14 protein-coding genes and 1 pseudogene are annotated in these 17,172 nt (G+C 72.6%); 14 read left to right on the top strand and 1 reads right to left on the bottom strand.

Annotated elements, in window-relative coordinates; all coding sequences use genetic code 11:
* Positions 1 to 112 precede the first annotated feature (112 nt).
* The 4 genes and pseudogenes from G6R24_RS00230 (at position 113) to G6R24_RS00215 (ending at position 4,286) form a co-directional block, all read left to right on the top strand.
* A complete protein-coding gene (locus tag G6R24_RS00230) occupies positions 113 to 469 on the top strand; it encodes a YraN family protein (RefSeq protein WP_163547031.1) in 357 nt (118 codons plus the stop codon).
* Positions 469 to 2,026, top strand: a pseudogene (locus G6R24_RS00225) (YifB family Mg chelatase-like AAA ATPase). Before G6R24_RS00230 ends, G6R24_RS00225 begins: the two are co-directional and overlap by 1 nt.
* Positions 2,023 to 3,195, top strand: a complete 1,173-nt coding sequence (locus G6R24_RS00220; RefSeq protein ID WP_163547029.1) for a DNA-processing protein DprA — start codon at positions 2,023 to 2,025, stop codon at positions 3,193 to 3,195. Before G6R24_RS00225 ends, G6R24_RS00220 begins: the two are co-directional and overlap by 4 nt.
* 62 nt (positions 3,196 to 3,257) lie before the next feature.
* On the top strand, positions 3,258 to 4,286 hold the full coding sequence (locus G6R24_RS00215; protein WP_276529330.1) for a tyrosine-type recombinase/integrase: 1,029 nt from the start codon (positions 3,258 to 3,260) through the stop codon (positions 4,284 to 4,286).
* A gap of 50 nt (positions 4,287 to 4,336) precedes the next feature.
* Here G6R24_RS00215 and G6R24_RS00210 read toward each other — a convergent pair whose 3' ends face one another.
* Complete coding sequence (locus G6R24_RS00210) at positions 4,337 to 5,305, bottom strand: murein hydrolase activator EnvC family protein (protein WP_163547027.1); 969 nt, start codon at positions 5,303 to 5,305, stop codon at positions 4,337 to 4,339.
* 645 nt (positions 5,306 to 5,950) lie between these two features.
* On the opposite strand from G6R24_RS00210, the gene rpsB reads away from it, so the two are divergent.
* From rpsB to G6R24_RS00160, 10 genes are all read left to right on the top strand, one after another.
* A complete protein-coding gene (gene rpsB, locus G6R24_RS00205) occupies positions 5,951 to 6,913 on the top strand; it encodes a 30S ribosomal protein S2 (RefSeq protein WP_163547025.1) in 963 nt (320 codons plus the stop codon).
* A 147-nt stretch (positions 6,914 to 7,060) separates the two neighbouring features.
* On the top strand, positions 7,061 to 7,675 hold the full coding sequence (locus tag G6R24_RS00200) for a translation elongation factor Ts (protein ID WP_163547023.1): 615 nt from the start codon (positions 7,061 to 7,063) through the stop codon (positions 7,673 to 7,675).
* A gap of 307 nt (positions 7,676 to 7,982) precedes the next feature.
* Positions 7,983 to 8,540, top strand: a complete 558-nt coding sequence (gene frr / locus G6R24_RS00195; protein ID WP_163547021.1) for a ribosome recycling factor — start codon at positions 7,983 to 7,985, stop codon at positions 8,538 to 8,540.
* Positions 8,541 to 8,594: 54 nt separating this feature from the next.
* Entirely contained in the window at positions 8,595 to 9,485 is an 891-nt protein-coding gene (locus G6R24_RS00190) for a phosphatidate cytidylyltransferase (RefSeq protein ID WP_163547019.1), read from the top strand.
* A gap of 94 nt (positions 9,486 to 9,579) precedes the next feature.
* Positions 9,580 to 10,884, top strand: coding sequence for a dual-specificity RNA methyltransferase RlmN (rlmN, locus tag G6R24_RS00185; protein WP_163547017.1), 1,305 nt, complete (start codon positions 9,580 to 9,582; stop codon positions 10,882 to 10,884).
* A gap of 82 nt (positions 10,885 to 10,966) precedes the next feature.
* The gene (locus G6R24_RS00180; protein ID WP_225437891.1) at positions 10,967 to 12,226 is read left to right on the top strand and encodes a CE1 family esterase; all 1,260 of its coding nucleotides are present in this window, start codon (positions 10,967 to 10,969) and stop codon (positions 12,224 to 12,226) included.
* Positions 12,227 to 12,401: 175 nt separating this feature from the next.
* Positions 12,402 to 13,625, top strand: coding sequence for a 1-deoxy-D-xylulose-5-phosphate reductoisomerase (gene dxr, locus G6R24_RS00175; protein ID WP_175084815.1), 1,224 nt, complete (start codon positions 12,402 to 12,404; stop codon positions 13,623 to 13,625).
* Between the two features lie 28 nt (positions 13,626 to 13,653).
* Positions 13,654 to 14,838, top strand: coding sequence for a M50 family metallopeptidase (locus G6R24_RS00170; RefSeq protein WP_163547011.1), 1,185 nt, complete (start codon positions 13,654 to 13,656; stop codon positions 14,836 to 14,838).
* 139 nt (positions 14,839 to 14,977) lie between these two features.
* Positions 14,978 to 16,132, top strand: a complete 1,155-nt coding sequence (gene ispG, locus G6R24_RS00165; RefSeq protein ID WP_163547009.1) for a flavodoxin-dependent (E)-4-hydroxy-3-methylbut-2-enyl-diphosphate synthase — start codon at positions 14,978 to 14,980, stop codon at positions 16,130 to 16,132.
* Between the two features lie 12 nt (positions 16,133 to 16,144).
* Positions 16,145 to 16,996: a GNAT family N-acetyltransferase gene (locus G6R24_RS00160; RefSeq protein WP_163547007.1), complete on the top strand. Its 852-nt coding sequence runs from the start codon at positions 16,145 to 16,147 to the stop codon at positions 16,994 to 16,996.
* Positions 16,997 to 17,172: the final 176 nt, after the last annotated feature.

Here is a 17,172-nt window from a genome sequence, read left to right as displayed (position 1 = left end):
CAGCGTCGCGGTGTCCACAGGCCGGTGACCGTCGCTGGTTCGGCTCCCGGATCGCGCGGACGCTGAGGTCCGACAGACGGGCGAATGCCCCGCCGCGGACGGGAGCGCGACGATGCGGGCTAAGGACGAGCTGGGTCGCTTCGGCGAGGAGGTCGCCTGCCAGCACCTGGCCCAGGCCGGGGCGGCGATCCTCGACCGCAACTGGCGCTGCCGCGACGGCGAGCTCGACATCGTCGTGCGCGACGGTGGCGCTCTGGTGTTCTGCGAGGTCAAGACCAGGTCGAGCACCAGGTTCGGGTCCGCGGCGGAAGCGGTGGTGGGCCCCAAGGCCGCCCGGATCCGCCGGCTGGCGGCACGCTGGCTCGCCGAACATCCACATCCGCCGTCCCCGGTGCGCTTCGACGTGGTGCTGGTGTTCCGGCCGCGGCAGGGTCCGGTCAGCATCGAGCACCTGCGTGGGGCGTTCTGATGGCGCTCGCACGCACGCAGGCGGTGGCCGTCCTGGGCGTCGAGGGTCACCTGGTCGAGGTGGAGGCGGATCTGGCCGCCGGCCTGCCCCGCCTCACCCTGGTCGGCCTGCCCGACGCGGCCCTGCACGAGGCACGGGACCGGATTCGTGCCGCCGTGGTCAACTCCGGCGAACGTTGGCCGGACCGGCGCATCACCATCGGCTTGTTTCCCGCGACCCTGCCCAAGGCGGGCAGCGGATTCGACCTGGCGATGGCGGTCGCGGTGCTCGGTGCGGCCGCGGTGGTGCCCCGCGACGCCCTGCGCGGGTGGCTCTTCCTGGGGGAACTGGCCCTCGACGGGCGGGTGCGGGCGGTGCGGGGGGGTGCTGCCAGCGGTGCTCCGCGCGACCCGGGCCGGCATCGAGCGGGTGGTCGTGCCGGCGGCGAACGCCGCCGAGGCCGCACTCGTGCCTGGCGCCCGGGTGGAGCCGGCCGAGGATCTCGCCGGAGTGCTCGCCATGCTCCGGGGAGCGGCACCCGCCCCGGTCCGGGAGGCCTCACCGCGCAGCCCGGGGGCCACGGCGGCCCCACCCGGCATACCGGTGGACGAGGCGGGTGACCTGGCCGAGGTGGTCGGGCAGAGCCGGGGGCGCCTGGCGGTGGAGGTCGCCGCGGCGGGCGGCCACCACCTGTACATGCAGGGCCCACCCGGCAGCGGCAAGACGATGCTCGCCGACCGGCTCCCGGGCCTGCTGCCCGATCTCGACCGCGGCGCCGCCCTGGAGGTCACCACGGTCCATTCGGTGGCTGGGCAGCTTCCGGTCGAGGCCCCGCTGATCACCCGGCCGCCCTATCGCAACCCGCATCACAGCGCCACGCCCGCGGCGCTGGTCGGCTCGGGTGCGGCGGTGGTACGACCAGGCCTGGCCAGTCAGGCGCACCACGGCGTCCTGTTCCTCGATGAGGCTCCGGAATTCGGCAGGTCAAGCCTCGACGCGCTGCGCCAGCCGATGGAGACCGGCACGATCGAGATCGCCCGGGCCCGGGTGACCGCCCGCTTCCCGGCGCGGTTCCAGCTCGTTCTCGCGGCCAATCCATGTCCGTGCGCGAAGGCGCAGGGGTCGCGCTCGGCGGCCTGCGAGTGCCCGAGCCTGGTCCGTCGGCGCTACCTCGCCCGGCTGTCCGGGCCGTTGCTGGACCGCATCGACATCCAGGTGGCGCTCAGTGTGCCAAGTCGGGCCGAGCTGCGCGCCGACGCGCGGCGTTGCGAGCCGACAGCCACGGTGGCCGCCCGGGTCGCGCGAGCCCGCGAACGGGCGGCCACCCGATGGGCCGACACCCCATGGCGGTGTAACGCCCAGGTGCCCGGTCCGGTGCTGCGCCGCGACTGGCCGCTGCCCCGCGGGGTGGTCGCGCCGGCCGAACGGGCCCTTGAACGGGGCCTGCTGACCCTGCGCGGGCTCGACCGCGTGCTGCGCCTGGCCTGGACGTTCGCCGATCTCGCCGATCGGTCGCAGCCAGGAGCCGAACAGGTCGGGGCTGCCCTCGATCTGCGGCTGCCCGGGTGGGCGAGATGAGCGCGCGCGGCGAGTCCGCCGAGCCGGAGCCGGTCCGGCCGGGGCCGATCGAGGCGGCCGGTGGCGACGCGTCGAGCCCGGAGCGGCTCGCCCGGGTCGCGTTGTCCCGCGCCTACGGCCCGGAGCGGCGTGCGGTGGCTCTCGAGGTGGGCCGGTTCGGTGCCGCGGCGGTGTGGGAGCGGGCCCGGGCGGCGCACCCGGGGGTCGACCCACACCGCGATCTGGAGGCCGCCGCCCGGGTGGGGGCCCGCCTGGTGTGCCCCGGTGATCCGCAGTGGCCGACCTCGCTGGACGCTCTGGATCGCCTGCCCGGGGAGCGGGGCGGTGCGCTGCCGGGCGCGCCGTTGTGTCTGTGGGTGCGTGGTCCGGCGGATCCGCAGGCACTCGCGGCGAGGAGCGTCGCGGTGGTGGGATGTCGGGCGGCGACGGGCTACGGGCTCCATCTGGCCGGCGAGATCGCCTTCGACCTGGCCGAACGTGGCTGGACGATCGTGTCAGGAGCCGCTTTCGGCATCGACGCCGCCGCCCACGGCCGCACGATCGCGGTGCTCGCCGGTGGTGTCGATGTGCCCTACCCGGGCGCGCACGCAGGACTGCTGGCCGAGATCGCCGACGTCGGCGCCGTCATCAGCGAGATCGCACCGGGCACACCGCCGTTTCGGCGCCGCTTCCTGACCCGCAACCGGGTGATCGCCGCGCTGGGCCGGGCAACGGTGATCGTCGAGGCGGGGCTGCGCAGCGGGGCGCTGAACACCGTCGCGCACGCGCGGCGGCTCGGGCGTCAGGTGCTGGCCGTGCCGGGTCCGGTGACCAGCTCCACCAGCGCCGGCTGTCATCGGCTGCTACGCGACTTCCGGGAGCAGACCACCCTCGTGACCAGCGCCGACGACATCTGCGAGGAGATCGCCGACATCGGTTCGTTCGCCGGGCGCGAGAACGTCCGCGACGCCCGCGACGGGCTGTCCGCGATCGTCCGCGAGCTGTTGGACGCGATGCCCGCCCGGGCCACGATCGGACTGTCCGCACTGGCCGGTGCGGTGCGCCTGCGACCCCAGGACGTGCTGGCGATGCTGGGGCCGCTGGTCGTCGAGGGGCTCGTCGACGCGGTGCCCGGGGGATACCGGCTCACCGAACTCGGCCGGGCCCCGTCCACCACCCGCCGGCAGTGAGGTTCGGCCGGCCCGCGCGCAGGCCTTGACGGGTATGCCCGGCCACCGGCACCGTCCTGGACGTGACGGCAGAACAGGACGTGACGGCAGGACAGGAACCCGCGGAGGCGGGTGACGGCGGCCAGGGCTGGGCCGAGGCGACGGTGGCCTTCCGGCGCCATCTCATCGCCGAGCGCAACCGGTCCCCGCAGACCGTCCGGGCCTATCTGGGTGACCTCGCGGGTCTGCGCGCGCACGCGGCGCGGGCCGGGGCCGCCGATCTCGCCGAGCTGGATCTGAACCTTCTGCGCGGCTGGTTGGCCGCCATGCGCGTGGCCGGGGTCGCCCCGGCCACGCTGGCGCGTCGGGCCTCACTGGCGCGGGTCTTCTGCGCCTTCGCCGCCCGCCGTGGCCACCTCACCGAGGATGTCGCCGCCCGCCTGGTCGGCGCGCGCACGGTCCGCCAGGTCCCGCAGATCCTCAGCGCCGAGGCGGCCAGAACCCTGCTCGCCTCGGCACCCCCGCCCTCGCCGCCGCCGGCATCGGCGGCGGCATCGGCCGCGGGGGTGGGCCAGCAGCGTGAGGCGGCGGCGCGGACCCGGCGCGCTGTCGCGTTGCGCGATGACCTGGTGCTGGAACTGCTGTACGGCAGCGGGCTGCGGGTCTCCGAGCTGTGTGGCCTCGACCTCGGCGACGTGGACGATGAACGGCGCCTGCTGCGGGTGCGGGGCAAGGGCGGCCGGGAACGCAGTGTGCCCTTCGGGGTGCCAGCCGCGGCGGCCCTGCGCGCCTGGCTGCGGGCCGGGCGACCGTGGTTGTCGACCGGTGCCGCGGGGGCGGCCCTGCTGCTGGGTCAGCGCGGTGGACGCCTCGATCCGCGCGCCGTCCGGCGGGTGCTGCGGCTACGTATGGCTGACGCCGCCCTGCCTGCGGGGCTGACCCCGCACGGGCTGCGCCACTCGGCGGCGACGCACATGCTCGAGGGGGGCGCCGACCTGCGTTCGGTCCAGGAGTTTCTCGGCCATGCCAGTCTCGCGACCACGCAGATCTACACCCATGTGACGCCCGAACGGCTCCGGGCGGCCTTCGAACAGGCGCATCCCCGGGCCTGACCGACCCGGGGATGACGACCTGTTCCGCGCCGCCTGACGAGGCGGTGCTCCTACCTGGCGTTGACGCCGCCCAGCGGTAGCAGGCGGGGTGGGACGCGACGGAACATGCCCAGCGGATCCAGGTACTCGCTGCCGCGGAGCAGCCCCCAGTGCAGGCAGGCCGGAGCCGGGCAACCACCGTGACCGGCCAGCAGGGTGCCCAGCGGTTCACCGGCGCGCAGTACCGTGCCGACCTGGGCGGTGGGAAGCACGGGTTCGTAGGTCGTACGCAGCTCGCCGTGCGTGACCGTCACCACGCCGCGGCCCGCCACCGGCCCGGCGAAACTCACCGTGCCGTCGGCGGCCGCGATCACCGGGCCGCCGGGCGGGGCGGGCAGATCAACGCCGCGGTGCCCGGGCCCGAACGGCGTCGCCGGTCGCTCGAAGGCGCGGCTGACGGCGACCGGCCCGGGTAGCGGCCATCCCAACCTGGGTCGGGACCCGCCAGCAGCCGTAGCCGAGCCGCTCGCGGCCGGTGCGGGTACCCCGACCGTCGGCGAGGCGGTGACGCCCAGGGGATGCCCGGTGCCGGGCGGCGGCGCGGCGGGTGAGGTCGCGCCGCCGCCCGGACGGGTAGCGACCGGCGGGGGCAGGGCCGGTCGCCTGGAAGCCCCGGGCCTGGTAACACCCGGCCCGGGGAGAGGATCGGGGGTCAGATGGGTGATCGAGCCACCTGGGGTGGCCGTCGCGACCGGCAGCGTGGCGGGCGTCGCGTTCGGCACGGCCGGATGAGCCAGCGGCGCGAGGGCCTGGCGGATCGGATCGACCACGGCGACAGCGCCACGCGGCGGGCCGGGCCGGGGCGGCGGGGGCACCTCGGCGCCCGGCGCCGCCGCGAGTGCCGGCAGCCCGGACAGGACGTTGGCTCGCGGGTCCGCTCGAGGGTTGACCGGCAGGCGCGAAGGCCAGCCCAGGGCGATCAGGATGGCCAACGTCGGCACGACGAACCACCACGGATCGGGACGGGGTGTGCGGGGCATGGGCAACGACCTCCGGGGTCGGGGGAGGCGCGGCGGCCGGGATGGTCCGGGGTGCTCCCGGCCGCCGCTGGTCGACCCGCGAAGCGGCGGGTCGACCACGTTCCACGGTGCGGGTAATTCCACGGCTTGGAAAGCACGATGTTTCGCGCTGTGGACAATTTGCGCGGGGAAGGCCGCGGTCACGCCGCTGACCTGCGATGCGGCGACAGCGGGACGAACCGTTGCGGGACAGCGGCTGGGTCACCGTCCCGGGGGAGGCTGTGGACGGGGCTGGTACGCCGCCGGGTCGAAGATCGATTCGACGGTCGCGCCGGCCGCGCCGACGTGCCGGTCCACGCGGCCGGTGACGGGGGTCCCGGCGTGGGGTGACAGCCGCTGAGACCCCGGCGCTCGGGCGGGTATCATGACCACTGGGATCGGTCTCCGAACCCAGTTCGCACGCCCACTTCCGACCGGCCCGCAGCTGGTCTGACCGCCGGTATCGCCGCTGGCGGAACAGCCCGCGGGGCAGGTTCTCGGGAGGGTCGCCTCGGTCCGTCGCACCTGCGACGGCCATGACCACGGGCGTCAGGGGCGCCAGCCGCGGGGCGGCGCCGTCACAACCGAGGCGTCCGGCTGCGGCCGGGCGGAGAGGAGCGACGTGCCATGGCCGTCGTCACGATGAAGCAGCTGCTGGAGAGCGGCGTTCACTTCGGGCACCAGACCAAGCGCTGGAACCCGAAGATGAAGCGTTACATCTTCACAGAGCGTAACGGCATCTACATCATCGACCTGCAGCAGACCCTCTCGTACATCGACCGCGCGTACGACTTCGTCAAGGAGACCGTGGCCCACGGCGGCACGGTGCTGTTCATCGGCACGAAGAAGCAGGCGCAGGAGGCCATCGAGGAGCAGGCCGCGCGGGTCGGGATGCCGTATGTCAAGGAGCGCTGGCTCGGTGGCATGCTGACCAACTTCTCCACCGTCTACAAGCGGCTCCAGCGGCTCAAGGAGCTGGAGGAGATCGAGGTCACCGGCGGCACCGAGGTCCGCACGAAGAAGGAACAGCTCGTGCTGAGCCGGGAGAAGGCCAAGCTCGAGCGGACCCTCGGCGGTATCCGTGACATGAGCCGGGTGCCGAGCGCCGTGTGGGTCGTGGACACGAAGAAGGAGCACATCGCGGTCGGTGAGGCGCGCAAGCTGGGTATCCCGGTGGTCGCCATCCTCGACACCAACTGCGACCCCGACGAGGTCGACTACCCGATCCCGGGCAACGACGACGCCATCCGCAGCGCCGCCCTGCTGACCCGTGTGGTCGCGGACGCGGTCGCCGATGGTCTGATGTCCCGGGCCGGGGCCTCGAGCTCGGCGGACGCCAAGCCCGAGCCGGCGACGGGCAACGAGCCGCTGGCCGAGTGGGAGCAGGCGGTGCTGCGCGGTGAGGGCGCGGCGTCGGCGGCCGACGCGGCCCCGGCCACCGATGCCGAGGCGGCCAGCGACGCGCCTGCGGCCACCGAGACGCCCGCGGTCACCGAGGCGAGCGCGGCCACCGAGACGCCCGCGGTCGACGACGCGGCTGCCGTGGCCGCCGAGAGCGAGCCCCAGGCCCCGGTCGGTTCGGCGGTCTGATCCCCCTCGGGGCCGGGCGGCTTCGAGGCGGGTCGGCCCACGGCGGCATGGGCGGACAGCTCGTGAGACCGTTGATCCGACCCCGCGGTGCCGCGCGCCCCGGTCTGGACAACGACAGCATTCGATCTCACCGACGAGAAGAGCACCATGGCAGACATCCCCGTTGCTGACATCCGCAAGCTCCGCGAACTGACCGGGGCCGGGATGAGCGACGTCAAGAAGGCGCTGGTCGACCACGACGGCGACTTCGAGAAGGCAAAGGCCTGGCTGCGGGAGAAGGGCAAGGCGCAGGTCGCCAAGCGTGCCGCCCGTAGCGCCGCCAACGGCCTGGTCGAGTCCTACCTGCACCGGACCGACCCGCAGCTCCCGCCGACCCTCGGCGTGCTGGTCGAGGTGCGCTGCGAGACGGACTTCGTGGCCAAGACCGAGGGCTTCAAGCAGTTGGCCCGCGACCTCGCGCAACACATCGCGGCGGCTGACCCGCTGTACGTGAACGCCGACGAGATCCCCAACGAGGTGCTCGAGGCCGAGCGGAAGATCTACGAGGCGGCCGCGCGGGAAGAGGGCAAGCCCGAGGCCGCGATCACGAAGATCGTCGAGGGCCGGGTCAACGGCTACGTGAAGGCCAGCGTCCTGCTGGACCAGCCCTGGGTGAAGGACGGAAAGCTCACGATCCGGGCCATGGTCGACCAGGCCGGCGCGACACTGGGCGAGAAGATCGAGATCGCCAGGTTCTCCCGGTTCAACATCCGGCAGGCCTGAGCACGGGCGCACCGGTCGCGCTGATCCGGTCGGCCGCGGGGAACCGCGGATCGGATCGGATCAGACCGGACCAACCGGCGGGTGGTCGACCTGACCACCCGCCGGTTTCGCGTTGCCGGGCCCCGGCCGGTCCTCCGGTCGGGCCTCCAGCAGGAGCACCGGCCGGCACCCACCGGCGGGTGGGATTCATCGACCGTGGCGTGGCGTGCCACCCCGGGCCACCCGGCGGTGAGCCGGTACGGGACACTGCGTCGGACGGCTGTGCGAGCATCGTGATCGTAGCGAGCAGCGGACGGAAGGAACTGCGGTGATCGACGACACACTTCTCGATGCTGAGGAGAAGATGGAGAAGGCCGTCACGGTCGCCAAGGAGGACTTCGCGAACATCCGTACCGGCCGCATCACCCCCGCGGTCTTCTCCAAGATCGTGGTGGACTACTACGGTGCCCTGACACCCGTACAGCAGCTCGCGTCGTTCCACATCCCCGAGCCACGCATGGTGATCGTCACGCCGTACGACAAGTCGTCACTGGCGGCGATCGAGAAGGCCGTGCGGGACTCGGATCTGGGCGTCAACCCCAGCAACGACGGCACGATCATCCGGATCGTCTTCCCGGAGCTGTCCGAGCAGCGTCGCCGGGACCTGGTCAAGGTCGCGCGCGGCAAGGCCGAGGACGCCAAGATCAGCATCCGTAACGTGCGGCGACACGCCAAGGACGCCATCGACCGCATCGTCCGTGACGGCGACGCCGGTGAGGACGAGGGCCGCCGGGGGGAGAAGGACCTCGACGAGGCCACGCACCGCTATGTCGGGCAGGTCGACGAGCTGCTCCGACTCAAGGAAGCGGATCTGCTGTCAGTGTGATCCGCGCGGGTCGCCCTGTTCGAACCGGATTTCTGCGTCGGGATGAAAGCCTTCATGACGGCAGTCAACGGCCCGACCGTGGTTGACGGCGGGCAGAGCGCGAACCCCGAAGCACCGATGACGGCCCCGCCCCGGCGGTCCCGAGCGGGACGCGACCTACCGGCGGCGATCGGCGTCGGCGCGTTGCTGGGCGCGATCATCCTGGTCACGCTGTTCACCGTCCGTGCGGCGTTCACCGTCGTGGTCGGTGCCGCGGTCGCGATCGGGACGGTCGAGGTCATCCGCGCGCTGCGCCTGACCGGACGGCGCATCCCGATCGTGCCGCTGGCCGTGGGCGCGTTCGTGATCCCTCCCGTCGCCTTTCTCGGTGGGCTGGACGGCCTGCTGGCCGCGGTGCTGGTGACGATCGCGGCCGCGATCGTCATGCGGGTCCTCGGGCCGAGCGGCGGACTGCTGCGTGATCTGGCCGGCATCGTGTTCGTCGCCGCCTATGTGGGCTTCCCCGCCGGGTTCGCGGCGCTGCTGACCGGGGCGTCCCAGGGCAGCTTTCGGGTGCTGGCCTTCATCGGCACGGTGGTGGCCAGCGACATCGGTGGCTACGCGGCCGGCGTGCTCTCCGGTGGTCGCCACAAGCTGGCACCCAGCGTGTCACCGGGGAAGTCCTGGGAGGGTTTCGCCGGTTCCGTGTTCGCCTGTGTGACCGTCGCCGCGGTGGTGGTCGCCTGGCCGCTGGGGGCGCATGCCTGGCAGGGGATGCTGCTGGGGCTGGCCACCGCCGCCACCGCCACCGTCGGGGATCTCGGCGAATCGCTGCTCAAACGGGACATCGGTATCAAGGACATGGGCAGTCTGCTACCCGGCCATGGCGGCATCATGGACCGGCTGGACTCGCTGCTGTGCACCGCTCCCGTCTCCTGGCTGTTGCTGACAGCCTTCCTGCACTGACGTCGGCTGACCTGGACGTCCGGGCCGCCCCGCGGGTCCGGGGCGAATCACCGTATTCGTCTGGGCAGCGGCTGGCTGGCACACTGGAGCCGCTATGACTTCCTCGACCGCCCAACCCGGGTCAGCCCAACCCGGGTCAGCCCAACCCGGGTCAGCCCAACCCGGGTCAGCCCAACCCGGGTCAGCCCAACCCGGGTCAGCCCAACCCGGGTCAGCCCAACCCGGGCCGGCGACTCCCACGCCAGCGGCCCCCACGGCGCAGGCATCCGCGCCAGCCGACCGGTCGGTCAGCCTGACCCTGTCGCGGCGGACGGGGCGGCCCATCCGACACCTGGCCGATCTCTGCCGGGAGGATCGTCGGGCGGTCGCCGTCTCGCTGGGCCTGCCGGCCTTCCGTGCCGACCAGCTCTCCCGGCACTACTTCGCCCGGCTGCTCGACGCCGACACGGCCGCGCAGATGACCGATCTGCCCGAGCGGATCCGTGAGCCCCTGCTCGCGGCGCTGCTGCCGCGGCTGCTCACCCCGGCCAAGACACTGACCTGCGATGACGGCCAGACCCGCAAGATCGCCTGGCGGACCGGGGACGGCGCGCTCATCGAGTCGGTGATCATGCGCTATCCGGACCGGGCCACGGTCTGTGTCTCCAGCCAGGCCGGCTGCGGGATGGGCTGCCCGTTCTGCGCCACCGGTCAGGGCGGGCTGACCCGCAACCTGTCGACAGGGGAGATCGTGGAGCAGGTCGTCCACGCGGCGCGGGCGCTGCGCCGTGGCGACCTCGGCGAGGGCAACCGGCGGCTGTCGAACGTCGTCTTCATGGGGATGGGGGAGCCGCTGGCCAACTTCGACGCTCTCCTCGCGGCGCTGCACCGTCTGGTGGCCGAGCCGCCGGAGGGGCTCGGACTGTCCGCGCGTGGTCTCACGGTCAGCACGGTGGGCCTGGTGCCGGCGATGCACCGGCTGGCCGAGCAGCGACTGCCGGTGACGCTCGCGGTGTCCCTGCACGCGCCGGACGACGAACTGCGCGACGAACTGGTCCCGATCAACAACCGGTGGCCGGTGGCCGAGGTGCTGGCCGCGGCGTGGGCCTACGCCGAGCGCACCGGGCGGCGGGTCAGCATCGAGTACGCGTTGATCGACGGCGTCAACGACGACGTGCCTCGGGCGGACGCCCTGGCCACCCTGCTCTCCGGCCAGTTGGCACACGTGAACCTGATCCCACTCAACCCGACGGCCGGCTCGTCCTGGCGGGCCAGCGCGGAGTCCGGGCAGCGGGCGTTCGTTCGCCGGTTGCGCGAGCGTGGCATTTCCACGACGGTGCGTGACAACCGGGGGCGGGAGATCGCTGCCGCCTGCGGCCAACTGGCCGCCGAACCGGCCCAGCGCCGTGGCCTCCGGTAGTCCGCCGGGGGGCCGACGTCGCGCGGCGCTGCGGCACCGGACCCGCACGACGAACACCGTGTGGCTGCCGATCGTCGCGGCTGTGGGCGTCCTGCTGGTGTTGCTGTGGTACGCGATGTCGCGCGGGCCGGGCCCGGCGAGGACGACCGCGGCCGATGGCGGCCCGGCGGGTTCGGACAGTCCGCGGGCGGCCGCGGCGTCGTCCGCCACACCGACGCCAACGGTTCCCCCGCCGCCGACCAGTGGCTGTGTGACCGGTCGGACGCTGCCCTCGGGGGTCAGTACCCGCACGCTGCAGGTCGCCGGCGTGACCCGGTCCTACGTGCTCGCGGTGCCCACCGGCGCGGCCGGTGGCGCGGCCCGGCCGCTGCCGCTGCTCGTCGGCTACCACGACACCGGTCAGAGCGCGTTCGATCTCGAGGCGTACACGCACCTGGCTGACCAGGGCACCAGAGCGGGGTTCGTGGTCGCCTTCCCGGTCGGGGAGCGCGCCCGGTGGAACTTCCCGCGTTCGGCGGCGGTCGGGCCCGACGACGTGCTGTTCAGCGGGCTGCTGCTCAACGATCTGACCGGCCAGATGTGCCTGGACGTCGAGCGGATCTTCGCCGTGGGCTACGCCGACGGCGCGGACATGGTGCTCACCGCGCTGTGCGGGCTGCCGGGTCGCTTCGTCGCGGCCGTGGCGGTGGCGGCGAGTGTGCTGCCGACGTCGTGCGCTCGGCCGTCCGCCAGCCTGTTGGAGATCCACGGGGCGGGGGACCCGATCGCACCGCTGGACGGTGGCGGGCCGGCGCGGGCGGCGCCGTACACCGGCAGCGTCGCCCAGCCGGCGCCCGACCGGCTGGCCCGGTACGCCTCCGCGCTGGGCTGCTCGGGCGCCCGCTCCTCGGCCGTCGACACCGCCGACTGGTCCCGCACGGTGTGGTCGGGCTGCCCGGCTGACCGCGACGTCGGGCTGCTGGTCATGCAGGCCGGCGGGCACACCTGGCCCGGCGCCCAGGCCCGCCCGGAGCGCGGTGCGACGTCGATGGCACTGAACGCCACCATCGTCGCGCTCACCTTCTTCGGTTACACGCCGACGGCGGCCGACCTGGGCGGTGACGCCGCCACCGGTGGTGGCACCACGGTGCCGGGCCCGTCGGTGGCCCCGCAGGCCCCCACCCCGACCGCCCCGAGCGGCCCGGCGGGGGCGAGCGCGCCGCCCACCGCGCCCGCGCCGACGGCGAGCGGGTCCACGGCCCCACCGGTGGATGGCGACGGGCAGACACCCGCGACCACCGCCCCCGCGCCGCAGGTCACGCCCACCACGGCCGTCCAGAACGGGGCCGTGCGCGCCCGCTGAACGGGGCCGGCAGCAGGCGGCGAAGGGGGCCCCTGCCGGTCGGCCCGGACGGGTGGACCCGGACGTCACGATCACGGTTACCCCTCGGACCCATTGCGCATCATCGGGTGGTACCTGTCATGAACCGAACAGGGGGGCTCCGGCCCGGCGAGCGGCCTGCGAGAATGTGGGTGTGGTGGAGGCTTCGAACCTGCGTGAAGTTGTTCTGCTCGGGTCCACCGGCTCGATCGGAACCCAGGCCATAGACGTCGTGCGACGCAATCCGGAGCGCTTCCGGGTGGTGGCGCTGATGGGTGGCGGGTCCAGGGTCGACCTGCTCGCGGCCCAGGCTCTCGATCTCGGCGTGCAGGCGGTGGGTGTGGCCGCGGCGTCGGCGGCCCAGGATCTGCAGCTCGCCTTCTTCGCCGAGGCGAGTCGGCGGGGTTACCGCAAGGGCGAGTTCGCGGTGCCGAAGATCCTCGCCGGGCCGGACGCGGCCAGTGAGATCGCGGCCTGGCCGTGCGACACGGTGCTCAACGGCATCACCGGGTCGGTGGGTCTGGCTCCGACGCTGTCGGCGCTGGCCGCCGGGCACACGGTGGCGTTGGCGAACAAGGAGTCGCTGGTCGCCGGCGGTCCGCTCGTGCTCGACGCGCTCGGCGGCGACCCGAACCGGCTGGTCCCGGTCGACTCCGAGCATTCGGCGCTGGCCCAGTGCCTGCGTGGCGGCCGGCAGGAGGAGGTGCGCAAGCTGGTCCTCACGGCCAGCGGCGGGCCCTTCCGCGGCCGTCGGCGCGACGAGCTCGCCGCGGTCACCCGGGAGCAGGCGCTGGCCCATCCGACCTGGGACATGGGGCCGGTGGTGACCATCAACTCGGCCACCCTGATGAACAAGGGTCTGGAGCTCATCGAGGCCCACCTGTTCTTCGGCGTTCCCTACGACGACATCGAGGTCGTCGTGCACCCCCAGTCGCTGGTGCACTCGATGGTCGAGTTCACCGACGGTTCCACCATCGCCCAGGTCTCCCCGCCGGACATGCGCCTGCCGATCGCGCTCGCCCTGGGCTGGCCGGACCGGGTGGCCCACGCGCAGCCGCCGATGGACTGGACCCGTGCGCAGGCCCTGACCTTCGAGCCGCTGGACACCACGGCCTTTCCGGCGGTGGACCTGGCCCGTACGGCCGGTCGCCGGGGCGGAACGGCGCCCGCGGTGTTCAATGCGGCCAACGAGGAGGCGGTCGCGGCCTTCCTCGCCGGTCGCCTGCCCTTCGTCCGGATCGTCGATCTGGTGGCCGAGGTGATCTCCGAGCACCAGGTGATCGATCACCCTTCGCTCGAGGAGGTCTTCGCCACCGAGCGGGACGCCCGCGAGACCGCGCAGCGGCTGATCCGGCGCAACAGCGAGCGGGAGGCAGTGTGAGCTGTCCCTGTCGGCGGAGGCCGGCCTGATGGAGATTCTCGGCATCGTGGCGTTCGCCGCCGCACTGCTCGTGTCCGTGGTGGCGCACGAGGCCGGTCATTTCGTGACCGCGCGGCACTACGGCATGAAGGCGTCGAAGTTCTTCGTGGGTTTCGGTCCGACGTTGTGGTCACGTCGCCGCGGCGAGACCGAGTACGGGGTCAAGGCCATCCCGGCCGGCGGTTTCGTGAAGATCGAGGGAATGACGCCGCTGGAGGAGATCGATCCGGCGGACGAGCCGCGGGCGTTCTACAACGCGCCGGCCCGGGCCCGCCTCGTGGTCATGTCAGCCGGGTCGTTCGTGCACTTCGTCATCGCCATGGTGCTGATCTACGGGGTACTGGTCACGATGGGGACCACGCAGATCAGCGAGTCGAAGATCGGGTCGACGAGCTGTGTGGCGGCGACGGCGACCTGCGCGGGTCCCGGCCCCGCCGCGGCGGCCGGGCTGCGTCCCGGTGACCGGGTGCGCAGCTTCGACGGCGTGGCCGTGGACAGCTGGGCCCAGTTCACCCGCCAGGTGCGCGAGCACGGCGCCGGCCCGGCGACGCTGGTCGTCCGCCGCGACGGGCGCGACCTCACGCTCACCCCGAACCTCGTCGAGGTCCGGCGCAACCGGCTGACCGGCGCCGCCGGCAACGATCCGGTCGGTGCGCTCGGTGTGCGTCCGGGGACCGAAACGGTGCACTACGGCCCGCTCGCCGCGGTGCCGCACACGTTCTCGGTGATCGGCTCCGGGTTCACCGGGATGTATGACACGCTGACTCATCGCCTCGACGACCTGGGTAAGATCTTCGACAAGGACCGGGACCCAGAGGGCTTCATCAGCGTGGTGGGCGCGGCTCGCATCGGCGGGGATGTCGTGTCGGCGCCGGACAGTTCCGGTGTTGACCGGCTGCGTCAGTTCCTCGTTCTGGTCGCCGCGATCAACCTGGCGGTGGGAATCTTCAACCTGCTCCCGCTGCTTCCGCTGGACGGTGGCCATATCGCCGTCCTGGGCTTCGAACAGGCCCGACATGGCCTGCGTCGGCTGCGGGGATACCGTGGACCTGTCAAAAGGGTTGATTTCGCCAAGCTGCTACCGGCCACGTACGCCACGGTCGTCGTTCTGCTCGGGTTCAGCCTGCTCCTGCTGTCCGCCGACATCATCAATCCCATCCGTCTGAACCAGTGACGCGCATCAGTGGCCCGGCGCGGGTCGGAGGCGACCCGGGCAGTCCGCCGCGTTGCGTACTACTGCCCTGCGTCCCGCAGTCGACAGGCCGAATCAGTCGTACGTCGATCCCTTTTCTCGATTCGCCAGTGAGGACAACGTGACCGTTACTCTGGGCATGCCATCCGCTCCGGCGCGACCGCTCGGTACGCGGCGCAAGAGCCGGCAGATCCACGTGGGCAATGTCCCGGTCGGGGGTGACGCTCCGGTCTCCGTTCAGTCCATGTGCACGACGTTGACCTCGGACGTCAACGCGACCCTGCAGCAGATCGCCGAGCTCACCGCCTCGGGCTGCCAGATCGTCCGGGTGGCGGTACCAAGCCAGGACGATGCCGACGCCCTGCCGGAGATCGCCCGCAAGTCACCGATCCCGATCATCGCCGACATCCACTTCCAGCCGAAGTACGTCTTCGCCGCGATCGATGCCGGCTGCGCCGCGGTCCGCGTCAACCCCGGCAACATCAAGGCCTTCGATGACAAGGTCGGCGAGATCGCCCGCGCGGCCAAGGGCGCCGGCGTCCCGATCCGGATCGGCGTCAACGCCGGTTCGCTCGACAAGCGCCTGCTGGCCAAGTACGGCAAGGCCACCCCGGAGGCGCTTACCGAGTCGGCGCTGTGGGAGTGCTCGCTGTTCGAGGAGCACGACTTCCGCGAGATCAAGATCTCGGTGAAGCACCACGACCCGGTCGTGATGATCCAGGCCTACCGCCTGCTCGCCCAGTCCTGCGACTACCCGCTGCACCTCGGTGTCACCGAGGCCGGCCCCGCGTTCCAGGGGACGGTCAAGTCGTCGGTGGCCTTCGGCGCGCTGCTGGCGGAGGGGATCGGCGACACCATCCGGGTGTCGCTGTCCGCACCGCCGGTGGAGGAGGTCAAGGTCGGCTCCGCCATCCTGGAGTCCCTGGGGTTGCGCGAGCGTAAGCTCGAGATCGTGTCCTGCCCGTCCTGCGGGCGGGCCCAGGTCGATGTCTACACCCTCGCGAACCAGGTCAGCGCCGGCCTGGAGGGCATGGAGGTCCCGTTGCGCGTCGCCGTGATGGGATGTGTGGTGAACGGGCCGGGCGAGGCGCGTGAGGCCGACCTCGGCGTGGCCTCCGGAAACGGCAAGGGCCAGATCTTCGTCCGCGGCGAGGTGATCAAGACGGTGCCGGAGGCACAGATCGTGGAGACCCTCATCGAGGAGGCCATGCGCCTGGCCGAGCAGATGACGGACGCGGGCACCGCCTCCGGCGAGCCCACCGTCTCCGTCAGCTAGTCGGTCCGCCGGATGGGCCTGCCGCTGCGTTCCGCGCCGACGCGTCTGCTCGATGACCGCGATCTTCCCGCGGTGCGTGAGCTGCTGGCCCGCAATCCCGTCGCCGATGTCTTCGTGGCCTCGCGAGTCGAGGCCGCCGGGCTGGACCCCTGGCGCCTCGGCGCCGAGATGTGGGGCCACCTGGTGGACGGACATCTGGCCGCGGTGTGTTACTCCGGAGCCAATCTCTGGCCCGTCGCGGCGGGTCCGGTGTCGGCGAGACTGTTCGCCGAACGGGCCCGCCGCCAGGGCCGGAGATGCTCCTCCGTCGTCGGTCTCTCCTCGTCGGTCATGACGATGTGGCGCTATCTGGAGCCGGTCTGGGGCCGGGCCCGCGAGATCCGCGATGACCAGCCGCTGCTGGTCATCGACGGTCCGCCGCTGGTCGCCCCCGATCCGCTCGTGCGGCCTGTGCGGCCCGACGAGCTGGATGTCCTGCTGCCGGCCTGCATCGCCATGTTCACCGAGGAGATCGGCGTGTCGCCGGTGCTCGCCGACGGCGGCACCCTCTACCGGGCCCGCGTCGCCGAGTTCATCGGCCAACGCCGCTCGTTCGCCCACATCGTCGACGGCCGGGTGCTGTTCAAGGCCGAGGTCGGCGCGGTCGCCGGGGATGTCTGCCAGATCCAGGGGGTCTGGGTCGACCCGGCGCTGCGTGGCCGCGGGCTCGGCGCGGCCGGCACCGCGAGTGTCGTCGCGCTGGCCCGCGCCGCGCTGGCGCCGAAGGTCAGCCTGTACGTGAACGACTTCAACCATGCCGCCCGGCGGGTCTACGAGCGGGTCGGTTTCCAGCGGGTCGACACCTTCGCCTCGATCCTGTTCTGACCCCGTGCTCCTGTTCTGACCCCGCGCTCGACCCCCGGACCACCGGCGTCGTCCGTTTTGCGCCGAATGTGTGGCGATGTGGTGTGAATTGTTGCGCAACCATGTCCGGACGATGGCCGCACATGGCCAGTATCGGGGTTATCTGGGATGCTTACCATCCCGATGACTTCGATCGA

This window comes from Candidatus Frankia nodulisporulans (genome assembly GCF_902806475.1).
GTDB lineage: Bacteria > Actinomycetota > Actinomycetes > Frankiales > Frankiaceae > Frankia > Frankia umida.
Note: the sequence above shows the minus strand (reverse complement) of the source record. Positions and strands in the feature narration are given on the sequence as shown.

What these genes read in the sequence shown, in the direction of transcription:
- G6R24_RS00230 (WP_163547031.1), top strand. Translation starts at nt 113, where the DNA reads ATGCGGGCTAAGGACGAGCTGGGTCGCTTCGGCGAGGAGGTCGCCTGC.
- G6R24_RS00220 (WP_163547029.1), top strand. Translation starts at nt 2,023, where the DNA reads ATGAGCGCGCGCGGCGAGTCCGCCGAGCCGGAGCCGGTCCGGCCGGGG.
- G6R24_RS00210 (WP_163547027.1), bottom strand. Translation starts at nt 5,305, where the DNA reads ATGCCCCGCACACCCCGTCCCGATCCGTGGTGGTTCGTCGTGCCGACG.
- rpsB (WP_163547025.1), top strand. Translation starts at nt 5,951, where the DNA reads ATGGCCGTCGTCACGATGAAGCAGCTGCTGGAGAGCGGCGTTCACTTC.
- G6R24_RS00200 (WP_163547023.1), top strand. Translation starts at nt 7,061, where the DNA reads ATGGCAGACATCCCCGTTGCTGACATCCGCAAGCTCCGCGAACTGACC.
- G6R24_RS00190 (WP_163547019.1), top strand. Translation starts at nt 8,595, where the DNA reads ATGACGGCAGTCAACGGCCCGACCGTGGTTGACGGCGGGCAGAGCGCG.
- rlmN (WP_163547017.1), top strand. Translation starts at nt 9,580, where the DNA reads ATGACTTCCTCGACCGCCCAACCCGGGTCAGCCCAACCCGGGTCAGCC.
- G6R24_RS00170 (WP_163547011.1), top strand. Translation starts at nt 13,654, where the DNA reads ATGGAGATTCTCGGCATCGTGGCGTTCGCCGCCGCACTGCTCGTGTCC.
- G6R24_RS00160 (WP_163547007.1), top strand. Translation starts at nt 16,145, where the DNA reads ATGGGCCTGCCGCTGCGTTCCGCGCCGACGCGTCTGCTCGATGACCGC.